This window comes from Cystobacter fuscus (assembly GCF_002305875.1).
Taxonomy (GTDB): Bacteria; Myxococcota; Myxococcia; order Myxococcales; family Myxococcaceae; genus Cystobacter; species Cystobacter fuscus_A.
The window spans coordinates 3,487,400-3,501,063 of the sequence record NZ_CP022098.1 but is presented as its reverse complement, the minus strand read 5'-3'; the positions used below and the strand labels follow the sequence as shown (position 1 = coordinate 3,501,063).

Genomic DNA, 13,664 nt, shown 5'->3' with positions numbered 1-13,664 from the left:
GCCATGTGGATGGTTCTGGGCCTCGCGTACCTCTCCGCCTGCGACGGGGGGCTGCGGGTACCCAACATCGAAGTGGACCCCTGTACGGGCAACCCCGTCACCCTGCGCGTGGAGGTGGTGGACGCACAGGGCGGCCCGGTGGGCGGCGCCGTCGTCACGGCCACCAACACGGAGACGGGTCACTCCATCACCAGCACCACCACCGAGCGGGGCGTCACCACGGCGGTGCACGAGGACATCGGTCCGGGCCGGGTCGTGCTGACGGCCCTCGCCGGCACCCGGCCCAGCGACTCGGCCGAGGTGAAGTGGACGTGCGATGAGTGCCACTGCTACCCCGAGCCCGGCTCGGTCCAGTTGCACCTGCGCCCCTGAGCCCTCGGGCGGCCGGCTCCTCCAACGGCATTTGTTCCGGACCGCGTGACTCGCTAGGTTCGGACGTCATGTCCAGCGTTCAAGATCTCCTGTGTTGTTCCGTGGCGGAGTTGACCGAGCGGTTCGTCACCCAAGCCCGTTCCATTCCCCAAGGACTGTTGGAGGCCCTGGAGGCGGACACCCGACAGGGCGCCCGCGCGCTCGCCCGCCGTCTGCGCCAGCAGCAGGGGAAGAACCGCTCGGAGGGCCAGCGCCTGCGCCACCTGCTGCGCTTCGAGACGGAGCTGTGGGAGCAGGGCCATACGCACGTGGCGGGCGTGGACGAGGCCGGCCGGGGCCCGCTCGCCGGACCCGTGGTGGCCGCGGCGGCCATCCTCCCGCGGGGCTGGAAGCTGGAGGGGCTGGACGACTCGAAGAAGATCGCCGACGAGGCCCGCCGGGATGAACTGGCGGAGGCCATCAAGCAGGGCGCGGTGGCGTGGGCCGTGGGCCAGGCGGAGCCCGAGGAGATCGATCGGCTCAACATCCGCCGGGCGAGCCTGCTCGCGATGCACCGCGCGCTCCAGGGCCTGGGCATCCAACCCACGTTCGTCCTGCTGGACGCCTTCACCATCCCCGAGTGCACGCTGCCCCAGCGCGGCATCATCAAGGGCGACGCCCTGTCGCTGAGCATCGCGGCGGCGTCGGTGCTGGCGAAGACGACGCGCGACCGGACGATGCGGGAGCTGGACATGCTCTATCCGGGCTATGGGCTCGCCGAGCACAAGGGCTATCCCACGGCCTCGCACGTCCAGGCCATCCGCGAGCGGGGCGTGCTGCCCATCCACCGCCGCAGCTTCGCGCCCGTGCGGGAGGCCCTCGGCCTGCCCGTGCCTCCTTCCCCTCAAGGCGAACTCTTCCCAGGACCCGATCCCATATGAGCGCGGACCGAGACATCGACGGTTGGTTCGCCGAGCGGGGCATCACCTCGGCGACGTCCCGGAGCCGGGCCCGGGCGATTCTGGAGGAGGCGGGCCTCACCCGCCCAGGCAAGACGCGCCTGAGTGAACCCAAGCTGCCCCGGGGCGAGCAGCTCCTCCTCGAGCGCTTCTACCGCGTGTGCACCGCCGCGGAGTGCCAGCAGGCGGCACGGGCCAGCGGCCGCGAGCCCCTGCCGGTGGAGCCCCGAAGCCACTGCGAGCACTGTGGCGGCTCGAACAACCACCGGGCCGAGGTGGCCTTCCTCCAGACGTGTCACCAGCACGCGGTGCGCCGGGTGGTGGTGGTGGGCGGCTCGCCCGCGGTGCGCGAGGAGTTGAAGGCCAAGCTCGGCGGCCGGTTGGATCTGCGCATGGTGGATGGCACCGAGCGGCGCACGGGCACCCAGGCCCAGGGCGACCTGGAATGGGCGGACCTGGTGCTCATCTGGGGCGCCACGGAGCTGCACCACAAGGTGAGCACCCACTACACCCAGCCGGGCACTCCCCATCGACACAAAGTGGTCCACGTCGTGCGGCGGGGCGTGGCCGCGCTGCTCGACGCGGGCATCACCCACCTGAAGCAGCGCTGAACACGACGGCGCGTGCACCCCGGGTGTCCGGCCCCCAGTGACGGGCCGGACACCTCACGCGCCTGGCGTACCTCGAGGGCCCCCTCAATCGGGCTTCCATCTCGTTCTATGCTCACGGGCCCCGTCCTCAGACCTGGAGTCAGGATGTTCCCGCTCGTTGGTTATGCCCTGAACCACCTCTTGCACCGCAGCGAGCGCTCGAGCATCTACAGTGCCTATCGGACGAGCGATGGGGCCGCCGTCATCCTCAAACTGCTGGGTGACGAGTACCCCAGCGCCGAGGCCGTGACCCGTTTGCGGCGCGAGTATGAGCTCGCCCGCGTGGCCTCGGGACACGGCGGCGTGGGCATCCTCGGCCTGGAGCCGGTACAAAGCAGCTGGGCCATCGTCATGGAGGATCGGGGCGCCCGGGCACTCAGTGCGCGGCTCGGCGCACGCCGCCTGCCCCTGGAGGAAGCGCTCTGGCTCGGCGCGCGCATCGCCACCGCGCTCGCCGCCCTCCACGGACGGCACATCGTCCACAAGGATCTCAATCCCTCCAACATCATCGTCTCGCCCACTCTCGACGAGGTGTGGCTCATCGACTTCGGGCTCTCGACGATGATCTCGCGCGAGAACCCCAGCCTGCAGAGTCCCAACGTGCTCGAGGGCACCCTGCGCTACCTCTCCCCCGAGCAAACCGGGCGGATGAACCGCGCCGTCGACCACCGCGCGGACCTGTACTCGCTGGGCATCACCCTCTACGAGCTGCTCCTGGGCCACGTGCCCTTCCAGGCGGCGGACGCGGTGGAGTTCGTCCACCTGCACATCGCCCAGCGGCCCGTACCACCCCACGAGGTGGACCCGACCATTCCGCGTACCGTCTCGGACGTGGTGATGAAGCTGCTGGCCAAGACGGCCGAGGAGCGCTACCAGAGTGCCCTGGGCGTCAAAGCGGACCTGGAGCTGTGCCTCGCGCATCTGGGCGCGCCCGGAGGTGAGCCCCCAGACTTCTCGCCCGGACACCAGGATGTCTCCAACCGCTTCCTCTTGCCCCAAAGGCTCTACGGCCGCGAAGCCGAGGTGGCCGTGCTCCTGGAGACGTTCGAGCGCGCCGCGCACGGCCGAGCCGAGCTGCTGCTGGTGGCGGGCTCCTCGGGGGTGGGCAAGAGCGCACTCGTCCAGGAGCTCCACAAGCCGGTGGTCCGGCGGCATGGCACCTTCGCCTCGGGCAAGTTCGATCAGCTCCAGCGCGACATCCCCTATGCCTCACTCGTCCAGGCCTTCACGGACATCGTGCGGCAACTGCTGACCGAGAAACCCGAGAGGTTGGAGCACTGGCGCCAACGGCTCACCCAGGCGCTCGGAGGGAGTGGTCAGGTGCTCCTCGATGTCGTTCCGGATCTCGAGCGCATCGTCGGCCCCCAGCCGTCCACCCCGGGCCTGCCCCCCACCGAGACCCAGCTGCGCTTCCACCTCGTCTTCCAACGCTTCGCCCAGGCGCTGGCCACCGAAAACCACCCCCTGGTGCTCTTCCTGGACGACCTCCAATGGGCGGACCGCCCCTCGCTCAATCTGCTCCAGACGCTCCTGACGGATCCGGACTGCCGCCATCTGCTCATCATCGGGGCCTATCGGGACAACGAGGTCGATGGAACCCACCCGCTGCGGATGATGCTGGAGGCACCTGGCGTGGAGGGAACCCGGCTCACCTCGCTGACGCTCGCACCGCTGGGGCTCGCCCACGTGGAGCAGCTCGTGGGGGACACGCTGCACTGCGAGCCAGAGCGAGCGCGGCCCCTGGCGCGACTGGCCCACGAGCGCACGGAGGGCAACCCGTTCTTCCTCGGCCAGTGGCTGCGCATCCTCTACGAGGAAACCCTCATCGACTTCGATCCGAAGCGCTTCACGTGGAAATGGGACCTCCAGTCCATCCGGGAGCGGGGCATCACCGCCAATGTCGTCGAGCTGATGAGCCGAAGCATCCAGCGACTGCCCTCCTCGACGCAGGAGGTGCTCCAGCTCGCGGCGTGCCTGGGCGCCCGCTTCGACCTGGCCACGCTCGCCATCGTGCGCCAGAGCCCCACCGCGCAACTGGCGACCGAGCTGCATCAAGCCATCGAAGTGGGGCTGGTGCTCCCCGTGGACGAGCGGTGGAAGCGCACCGAACAGGAGGGGAGCCAGGACACCACCTACAAGTTCCTGCACGATCGCGTCCAGCAGGCGGCCTACGCGCTCATCCCCGAGGAGCAACGCGCGGCCCTGCACCTGCGGATCGGCCGATTGCTGCTCGCGGCCACCCCAGAGGAGCAGCGCGACGACCGCCTCTTCGACATCGTCCACCAACTCAACCGGGGACTCGGTATCGAACACTCGCCCGAGGAGCGCTACGAGACGGCACGCCTCAACCTGCTCGCGGGCCGCAAGGCCAGGAACTCGGCGGCGTTCGAGCCCGCACTCCGCTTCTTCACCGCGGGCATCGCCCTTCTGCCAGGGGACGCGTGGGAGAAGCACCATGAGCTGAGCTTCGAGCTGCACGCCGAGGCGATGGATGCGGAGTTCGCCAACGCCCGCCTCGAGCGCAGCCAGGCCATCTCCGAGCTGCTGCTGGCGCGGGCGCGTACACCGCTCGAGAAGATCCGGGTCTACGAGACGCTGGCCCACTTCGCCATCATACGCAACGAGCCCCAGCAAAGCGTGGAGCATGGCTATCGCGCCATGGAGATGCTGGGGGTGAACCTCCCCAGGAACATCTCGATGCCGGAGCTCCTCGCACAGGTTCAGGCCATGCGCGAGCTGCTGGCGGCCAAGACGGATCGCGACCTGCTGGAAATGCCACTCACGCACGAGCCGCAGTGGCTGGCGGTCTCGCGCATCGGGATGATGCTGGCCACACCGCTCTTCAATACACAACCCACCCTGAGCCTGGCGGTCCAGCTCGAGGCGCTCCAGTTATGTCTGCGACATGGCCGGTCACCCGAGATGCCCTACTTTCTCGGCAGCATTGGAATGGCATTGGCGGTGTTCCTCGGGGACCTGGACGCCGCCACGAGGTGTGGGCGGCTGGTGTTGCAATTCCCCACGCACGCGGATTCGAAGCGGTACAAGGCGAAGCTCCTCCAGCTCGTCGCGGGCTTCACGCATTGGAAGACCCACTGGCGAGCGAGCGACCCACTCCTGCTCGAGAGTACGCAGCTCGCACAGGAGAGCGGTGAGTTCGAGTTCATGGCACACGGCGCCGCGCGCCTCAGCATGAGGATCGTCTACCAGGGAGATCCTCTGGACATGGTGCTTCATGAGCAGGAGCGCAATCTGGCACTCGTCAACCGCTACGAGCTGAAATATGCCACCCTGGTCATCCGCATCGCGATGCAGGCCTGCCTCAACCTCATGGGACGTGCGGTGGAGCCGACGCGGCTCGTTGGAGCGGTCTTCCACGAAGACCAGCTGTCCCAGATCCGCACGAACCAGAACGCCCACATGGAGTCGCTCATCTACGTCCAGAAGCTCATGCTGGAGTGCTTCTTCCGTCAGGCGGAGACCCGGGTGGCGGAGGACGCGGAGAGCTACATCCAGTCGTCGCTCGGCACGGTGTCGTTCGTGATCTTCCACTACTACAGCGCACTGGTATGGCTATTGCGATGTCGCACCGCGCCACCCGAGGAGCAGGAGCGACTTCTGGAGAAAGTGGAGCAGAACCAGAGGAAGATGAAGCACTGGGCGGACCACGGGCCCATGAACCTGCTGCACCGCTACCAACTCGTCGAGGCGGAGCGGGCCCGCCTGAGAGGAGACACGGTAGCCGCCAGCCACCTGTATGAGGAGGCCGCTGCCAATGCCTTGAAGAACCGCTACCTCAACGACGTGGCGCTCGCGCACGAACTCGCTGGGGAGTTCTACCTCTCGCTCGGGCGCGAGCGGCTCGCCCGCGACTGCCTGCTCGACGCGGCCAATGCCTACCGCCGCTGGGGAGCCGAGGCCAAGGTCGCCGACCTGGAGCAGCGCTACCCCCAGGTGTTCACCCGTCGGGCGGACGCCAACCCCTCCAGCTCCGAGGCCCCGAGCCACTCGAGCCGTGGCAGCACCTCCGCCCTCGACGCGTCCACGGTGCTCAAGGCGGCCCAGGCCCTCTCGGGGGAGCTCGTCCTCGAGCGGCTGGTCGACACGTTGATGCGGTTCGCCATCGAGAACGCGGGGGCCCAGCGCGGGCTGCTCCTCATGGAGCGGCACGGACGACTGGCGATCGTGGCCGAGCGCTCGCTGTCGGGCCCTGCCTCCGCCCCGCTCCCCGCACCGTTCGAGGGAGATGAACGATTGTCCTCGGCCATCGTCCACTACGTGGTCCGCACGGGCGAGAGCGTGGTGCTCGACAACGCCGCGGCCGAGGGCCGCTTCACCACCGACACCTATGTGGTCCAGCACGCCGCGCGCTCCGTGCTGTGTGCCCCCCTCGTCACCCAGGGCAAGCGCGTGGCCCTGCTCTACCTGGAGAACCACCTGACGGACGGAGCGTTCACCGCCGACCGGCTCGAGGTGCTGCGCACGCTCCTGGCCCAGGCGGCCCTCTCGCTGCAGAACGCGCTGCTCTATGATCAGCTGGAGGACTACAGCCGGACCCTCGAGCAGAAGGTGGAGCAGCGCACGCACGAACTCCAGACCAAGAACGAGGAGCTCGGCCAGACCCTGCGCCAGCTGCGTGACACCCAGCAGCAGCTCGTGGCCCAGGAGAAGCTCGCGTCACTGGGCTCGATCACCGCCGGTATCGCGCACGAGCTGAAGAACCCCCTCAACTTCATCAACAACTTCAGCGAGCTGCTGGGCGAGCTCACCGAGGACCTGAGCACGAGCCTCGACTCACAGCGATACCGGATGGAGCCAGGCATCCATGAGGACATGAGCAGCACGCTGGCGACGATGCGACAGAACACCCAGAAAATTCACGAGCACGGCCAGCGTGCCAACCAGATCATCAATGGCATGTTGCTCCACTCCCGCGCCGCCGCCAGTGAGCGGGAGCCCTCGGATCTCAACGCCGTGCTCGCCGAGAGTCTCACCCTCCTGCAGCACGGCCTGCGCAGCGGAGTCCGGGAGATCACCCCCGAAGTGCACGTGAACTACGACGCGAGCCTGGGCGCGGTGGAGCTGGTGCGCTCGGAGCTCAGCCGCGTGTTCATCAACCTGGTGGCCAACGCGAGCCATGCGCTGCGCCAGAAGAAGCTCGCGCTGGGCATGACCTTCACGCCCCGCCTGGACATCACCACCCGGAACCTGGGCGAGCACGTCGAGGTGCGCATCCGCGACAACGGCACCGGCATTCCCGCGGCCCACCTGAACCGGGTGTTCGACCCGTTCTTCACCACCAAGCCGCCCGGAGAGGGCACGGGACTGGGTCTGTCCATCAGCCACGACATCATCGTGGGGACCCACCAGGGCAGCCTGCGCCTGGAGTCTCGCGAAGGCGAGTTCACCGAGGCCATCATCGAGCTGCCCCACCACCCGCTGACCCGCACGAATGGGCTTGAAATGAAAAAAGCCCCCACATACTGAATCGATGGGGGCAGGGAGCGATGGGGTGGATGAGACTGTAACTCGATCCGCTTGGACAAGACCAAAGCGCTCACTGCTGGCGGCTCCAGCATCCGCCCTCACCAGACTATCGCCTACTCGGAGCCCTCCCCTGATTCGTCTGTTTCCTCCTCTTCCCCTTCAAGGGGTGCGCTCATGAACGTAGACCTCCCAGGCAGTCGGACAACCATGAAACCCTTTCCAGCGATTCTGACGCGCTCTGCGTCCTCTGCCTTCCCGCTGGCTAGCCATTCATCCGCCTCTTCCCGTGTTGAAAACTCATGGGAGACTTTTAGCTTGAATGAGGGATCATAAACGTCCCTGTAGAACCTGCGAAAGTCATCCTCTTTCCGGATGTGGCGGGGGTAGATCAATGCAATCTGCGCAAGCTCGATTGCGTCTCTCTCCGGTGATCCCTCTGGGTGCTTCTGGATGATTGAGTTGAGAATGTGGAGGACTGCCTCTGTGTCGAAGTCTGGGATATAGGGCATGGCGGCGCCGAGCCTTTCGGTTTCTTGCTCTGGAGGCGAAGTCTAGGGTTAGATGGGAACAAGAAAGAGCGCGCCACCAATTGCCAAGGCCGCCAGCAGCGCCAACAATCGTGTCAGGCCTGACGGATACATTGCCTTGATCCCCGGCGCTTCATTGCGTTACCTGTCTGCACTCCCAACCAACCTCGGTGGAGTGGACCACCCCATGCACAGCTTCAGCCGAGGGTTGCATGAACTGCGGCGCTCGGCTAGCTGAAAACAGCGAAAGTCTGGTTTGACACATCCTCGGAAGTAAACTGCCAGACAACTCCTAGCAGGAGAGATGTCGGAACGATTCATTTGGCACCCATTCCCGACACCCAACCCGGGGCGAACCATCCACCCACGGCGGGCTCACCACGTTGATGCGGATGCCCCGAGGCATCCACCCTTCCGGGCCACCTCGATGACCTCGTGCCGTCCGGACAGTGCCCGCACGACCTCCCGACCGATGGTGCCCGTTGCGCCAATAACGATGATTCGCATGGTGCCTCCTCCGTGAGGAGGCGCGACTACTCCTTCGATGAACGGGCCGCAAGGCGGGGCGCGGCCGGCTGGAGTGGGTGCTGGTCCGCGGCTACTCGGGCATTGGCAAGTCCTCCGTCGTGCATGAGTTGCACAAGCCCGGGCAAGGGCATCTGCTGTTGGGCATGGTGCCGCAATTGGAACTCGTCCTGGGCAAACTCACGATTCGGACTCCAGCCGAGCGAGCAGCAGGGCCATCACGCGGTTCGAGATGGCACGGCGCACCTCGCTCCGGTCTCCCGTGAAGACATGGCGCTCCACCTCGGCCCGCCCACCCCGGCGCATCACCGCGAGGAAGGCCAGCCCCACCGGCTTGTGCGGTGTGCCTCCCGTTGGTCCCGCGATGCCCGTCTCCGCCACCGCCCAGTCCGCGCGGGAGCGCTCCAGCGCGGCGTGGGCCAGCGCCTCCACCGCCTCCGCGCTCACCGAGCCATGCGCCTGGAGCAACTCCAGCGGCACGCCCAACTGCTCCACCTTGGCTTCGTTCGAGTACGGGATGAAACCGCGCTCCACCACGGACGACGCGCCCGGCACCTCCGTCAGCCGTGCACACACGAGGCCGCCCGTACAGGCCTCCACCAGCACCAACCGCACGCCCTTCTCACGACAGCGCCGCGACACCTCCACCGCCAATACATCCGGGGACTCGCTCATCATCCGTGTCCTTCCTCCCCGTCTCGGCGTCACCCGTGGCCACGCCATGCCAGACGTGGCCACGAGGTGCCCGGAGGCGAGGAAGCGCTACTCCTCGTCGCTGCGCAGCGTCGCGAGGACGTTGAGGTCCTCGAGCGTCGTGGTGTCGCCCGTGGTCTGCTTGCCGCTGGCCACGTCACGCAACAGCCGACGCATGATCTTCCCCGAGCGCGTCTTGGGCAGCCCTTCCGCGAAGCGGATCTCATCCGGCCGGGCGATGGCGCCAATCTCCTTGCCCACGTGCGAGGCCAGCTCCTTCTTGAGCTCCGGCGAGTGGCCCACGCCCTTCTTGAGCGTGATGAAGGCCACCAGCGCCGTGCCCTTCAAGTCGTCCGGACGGCCCACCACCGCCGCCTCGGCCACGGACTTGTGGGCGACGAGCGCGCTCTCCACCTCGGCGGTGCCCAGGCGGTGGCCCGCCACGTTCACCACGTCATCCACGCGGCCCATCAGCCAGAAGTAGCCGTCGTCGTCCCGCCGCGCGCCGTCACCGGTGAAGTACACACCGGGCAGCTCGCTGAAGTACGTGTTCACGTAGCGCTGCGGATCCCCATACACCGTGCGCAGCATCGACGGCCACGGCCGGGTGATGAAGAGCTGGCCGCCCTGGTTCGCCCCCACCGGCTTGCCCTGCTTGTCGAGCACCTCCGTGTGGATGCCGGGCAGGGGCAGCGTGGCACTTCCGGGCTTGGTGGGCGTCGCGCCCGGCAGGGGCGAGAGCATGATGCCGCCCGTCTCCGTCTGCCACCACGTGTCCACCACCGGGCAGCGCCCGCCGCCAATCACGTCGCGGTACCACATCCACGCTTCCGGGTTGATGGGCTCACCCACCGAGCCGAGCAGCCGCAGCGAGGACATGTCGTGCTTGCGCGGGATGTCATCCCCCAGGCGCATGAAGGCGCGGATGGCCGTGGGCGCCGTGTAGAGGATGGAGATCTTCTCGCGGGCGATGAGCTCCCACGTGCGATCCGCGCCCGGGTGCGTGAGCGCTCCCTCGTAGATGACCGAGGTGACGCCATTCATCAGCGGGCCGTAGACGACGTAGCTGTGGCCCGTCACCCAGCCGATGTCCGCGGTGCACCAGTAGACATCCTCCTTCTTCAGGTCGAACACCCAGCGCGAGGACAGCGAGGCGAACACCGCGTAGCCGCCCGTCGTGTGCAGCACGCCCTTGGGCTTGCCCGTGCTGCCCGAGGTGTAGAGGATGAACAGCGGGTGCTCGCTCTCCACCCACTCCGGCTCGCAGACATCCGACTGCTTCTGGGTCAGCTCGCTCCAGGACTGCTCCTTGCCCTCCAGGCGCAGCGCCCCCTGCGTGGTGCGCTGGAGCACCACCACGTGCTCCAGGTTCTTCATCTGCGGCAGCGCCTTGCGCACGTTGTCCAGCAGCGGCACCACCGCGCCCTTGCGCCAGCCGCCATCCGCGGTGAGCAGCACCCGCGCCCCCGCGTCGTTCATGCGCTCGAGCAGCGCCTCGGCCGAGAAGCCGCCGAACACCACCGAGTGCACCGCGCCCACGCGCGCACACGCGAGCATCGCCACCGCCGCCTCGGGCACCATGGGCAGGTAGATGCCCACCCGGTCCCCCTTCTTCACGCCCAGCGCGCGCAGGCCGTTGGCGAGCTGATTCACCTGCCGCGACAGCTCTCCGTACGTCACCTTGCGCCGATCTCCCGGCTCGCCCTCGAAGAGGATGGCCGTCTTGTCCTTGAGCGCCGGCAGGTGCCGATCCAGGCAGTTGTACGCGAGGTTGGTGCGCCCCTCGACGAACCAGCGCGCATGCGGCGGCTTCCAGTCGAGCACCGTCTGGAAGGGCTCCTTCCAGTACAGCTCCTCGCGCGCCCGCGCGCCCCAGTACGCCTCGGGATTCTTCTCCGCCTCGTCCCACAGCCGGCGGTAGTCCTCCATGCTGCCGATGTGCGCGCGGCGCGAGAAGTCCTCCGGAGGGGGAAAGAGCCGGTTCTCCACGAGGACGGATTCCAAAGCCTGCGGGTTCGGACGCGGTGTTTCAGCCATGCGTTCCTCCGGTGTGACGTGTCGGGATACCCCCTTTCTAGAGGGCTCGTGTCCGGAGTCTCAAGCAGAGCTTTCCTACTGGCACCCAGAGCCTTGAATTGCCCTGTACTTCACCCAGAGCTGGCAGGCGCACTCGGGCTGCTCCACCCGCGGCTCGATGCGCACGCTCAACACGCCGTCGAAACGTGTGGCGCACTGCGTCGTGCCTTCCAGGTGCATCCACACCTGCTCCACGAGGCACTGCTTGCCCCGCAGGGTGATGGCCGCGCTGGACTCGCTGCCATCGAGCACGAAGGCGTCATCGTTGAACTCGCCGCGGGGAAGCACGAAGCCGATGAGCTGCAGGCCCCGCCAGTCAGAGGTCATGCGCACGACATCGCCGTCGATCTTCAGCTCGCCGTCCCAGAGCGACTCCTCCGAGGAGAGCAGGCCACAGTCATCCCGGATGAGCTCCGTGGTGGTGAATTCATAGCGATCCTCGTTCTGGAGGTTGGCGCGGGTACAGCCACCCCCCAGCCCCAGGGCCAGGGTGCACGGAAGGAACCAGCGGAGCAGAGGGAGCGAGGCCACGGCGAGCAGGCTAACGCAGCGCGAGCCCACATGCGCGGTGCAATGGGGAGGCCAGGGGTTAGAATGTCGCCCCATGGCCTCGTACAAGAACCCCGTGCCCACCGTGGACTGCATCATCGAGTTGGCCGGCGAGCGCGTCGTGCTCATCCGCCGCAAGAATCCGCCCCTGGGCTGGGCCCTGCCCGGTGGCTTCGTGGACGAGGGCGAGCGCCTGGACGTGGCGGCGGTGCGCGAGGTGAAGGAGGAGACGGGCCTGGACGTGGAGTTGGTGGAGCAGTTCTTCACCTACTCGGACCCGAGCCGGGATCCCCGCCGGCACACCCTCTCCACCGTCTTCATCGGCCGGGCCCGGGGCGAGCCCCGGGGCGCGGATGACGCCGCCGAGGCCAAGGCCTTCCCGGTGGACGCCCTGCCCCGCGAGCTGTGCTTCGACCATGGCACCATCCTCGCCGACTACCTGACCTACAAGCGCACCGGCCAGCGCCGCAAGCTCTGAGCCCCCCAGATGCACTACCTTCCCCTGCTCCTCGCGCTCGGCCTGCTCGTGGCGCTGCATGAACTGGGTCACCTGGTGGCCGCCCGGCTGTTGGGCCTGAGGGTGGAGCGGTACACGCTCGGCTTCGGTCCGCCCGTGCTCTCCTGGCGGTGGCGGGGGACGGACTACGCGCTGGGCGCGGTGCCGCTGGGCGGCTCCGTGCGCATCCACGGGATGAACCCCCACGCACCGGGCCTGGAGCCCACGGACTCCACGAGCTTCCCGGCACAGCGCCCCTGGAAGCGGCTGCTGGTGCTGCTCGGTGGGCCGCTGGCCAACGCGCTCTTCGCGCTCGGGGTCCTCTTCGCGCTCTACACCACCGGCACGCACGTCGTGGTGCCGCTCACGGTGGGCACCATCACCCCCGGCTCCGAGGCGGCGCGCGCCCAGTTGCTGCCCGGCGACCGGCTGGTGAGCGTGGATGGCGAGCCGCTGGAGAGCTGGAGTGGCTTCGTGGAGCTCATCGCGCGGCGGCCCGGACGCGAGCTGCGCCTGGGCGTCGAGCGTCAGGGCGAGGAGCGCGAGGTGGTGGTGCGGCCCCGGCTGGACGAGCGGGGCGTGGGGCGCATTGGCGTGAGCCAGCAGTACGTGTACCGCGCGCACGCGCCCGGCCAGGCGCTGCTGCAGGCACTGGCGCACACGGGCAACCTCGTGCTCGAGGGCGCGCGCATGGTGGAGCGGCTGCTGCGCGGCACGCAGGGCATCGCCCTGGCCAACCCGCTGGGCGTGGTGAAGCAGTCCTCGGGGGCGGCGGGCAGCGGCCTGGGCGCCTTCCTGCGGGTGATGGTCAACCTGTCCATGGCCCTCGCCTTCTTCCACCTGCTCCCCCTGCCCTCGCTGGATGGGGGACGCATCGTGTTCGTGCTCATCGAGTCGATCAGCGGCCGCAAGGTGCCCGCGCGCGTGGAGACGCTGGTGCACGCGGTGGGCTTCGTCGCCCTGCTGGGCGTGGTGCTGACGGTGTCGCTCGCGGATCTCCGCCAGCGCATGGGCCGTGCCCAACAGGGCCTCGACGCGCGCGAGCCCGGTGACAGCCCCCTCTTCCTCTGGGAGAAGAACGCGGGGGGAACCCGGCCCGGCACCCCCTCCCACGTGGACGACTGCCCCGCCCCACCACCGACGCCTTCCGGAACCACCGCCGCCAGCACTCCGACGAACGCTTGCACCAAGACCGAGGCGGCGAGCGCTCCCCGCTGAGCCCTGGCTCCAAACGGGCGGCCTTCCCCGCGACGCCATCCGCTCACCGGCTCTCGCGCTCGTCTTCCTTTTCGTGAAAAATCACGAAGTCATGGAATTGGTAACGGATGCGAAAACCCCGGGAGCGGTTTGA

Annotated in this window: 10 protein-coding genes; 6 read left to right on the top strand and 4 right to left on the bottom strand. The window is 67.9% G+C overall.

What is annotated here, in order from left to right:
- The first annotated feature begins 3 nt into the window (after positions 1–3).
- The 4 genes from CYFUS_RS14495 (at position 4) to CYFUS_RS14480 (ending at position 7,447) form a co-directional block, all read left to right on the top strand.
- Complete coding sequence (locus CYFUS_RS14495; protein WP_095985765.1) at positions 4–372, top strand: carboxypeptidase-like regulatory domain-containing protein; 369 nt, start codon at positions 4–6, stop codon at positions 370–372.
- Positions 373–440: 68 nt separating this feature from the next.
- Positions 441–1,292, top strand: coding sequence for a ribonuclease HII (locus tag CYFUS_RS14490; protein WP_095985764.1), 852 nt, complete (start codon positions 441–443; stop codon positions 1,290–1,292).
- The gene (locus tag CYFUS_RS14485) at positions 1,289–1,921 is read left to right on the top strand and encodes a hypothetical protein (protein ID WP_095985763.1); all 633 of its coding nucleotides are present in this window, start codon (positions 1,289–1,291) and stop codon (positions 1,919–1,921) included. The genes CYFUS_RS14490 and CYFUS_RS14485 overlap by 4 nt, the downstream gene beginning before the upstream one ends.
- Positions 1,922–2,065: 144 nt before the next feature.
- On the top strand, positions 2,066–7,447 hold the full coding sequence (locus tag CYFUS_RS14480; RefSeq protein WP_095985762.1) for a trifunctional serine/threonine-protein kinase/ATP-binding protein/sensor histidine kinase: 5,382 nt from the start codon (positions 2,066–2,068) through the stop codon (positions 7,445–7,447).
- A 113-nt stretch (positions 7,448–7,560) separates the two neighbouring features.
- Here CYFUS_RS14480 and CYFUS_RS14475 read toward each other — a convergent pair whose 3' ends face one another.
- From CYFUS_RS14475 to CYFUS_RS14455, 4 genes are all read right to left on the bottom strand, one after another.
- Entirely contained in the window at positions 7,561–7,956 is a 396-nt protein-coding gene (locus CYFUS_RS14475) for a hypothetical protein (protein WP_095985761.1), read from the bottom strand.
- Between the two features lie 723 nt (positions 7,957–8,679).
- Positions 8,680–9,177, bottom strand: a complete 498-nt coding sequence (locus tag CYFUS_RS14465) for a CinA family protein (RefSeq protein WP_095985760.1) — start codon at positions 9,175–9,177, stop codon at positions 8,680–8,682.
- 84 nt (positions 9,178–9,261) lie between these two features.
- On the bottom strand, positions 9,262–11,229 hold the full coding sequence (acs, locus tag CYFUS_RS14460; protein ID WP_095985759.1) for an acetate--CoA ligase: 1,968 nt from the start codon (positions 11,227–11,229) through the stop codon (positions 9,262–9,264).
- 75 nt (positions 11,230–11,304) lie between these two features.
- A complete protein-coding gene (locus tag CYFUS_RS14455; protein WP_157758448.1) occupies positions 11,305–11,874 on the bottom strand; it encodes a hypothetical protein in 570 nt (189 codons plus the stop codon).
- Here CYFUS_RS14455 and CYFUS_RS14450 point away from each other — a divergent pair.
- Entirely contained in the window at positions 11,873–12,295 is a 423-nt protein-coding gene (locus tag CYFUS_RS14450) for an NUDIX domain-containing protein (protein ID WP_095985757.1), read from the top strand. The genes CYFUS_RS14455 and CYFUS_RS14450 overlap by 2 nt on opposite strands.
- 9 nt (positions 12,296–12,304) lie before the next feature.
- Complete coding sequence (locus tag CYFUS_RS14445; RefSeq protein ID WP_095985756.1) at positions 12,305–13,531, top strand: M50 family metallopeptidase; 1,227 nt, start codon at positions 12,305–12,307, stop codon at positions 13,529–13,531.
- Positions 13,532–13,664 lie beyond the last annotated feature (133 nt).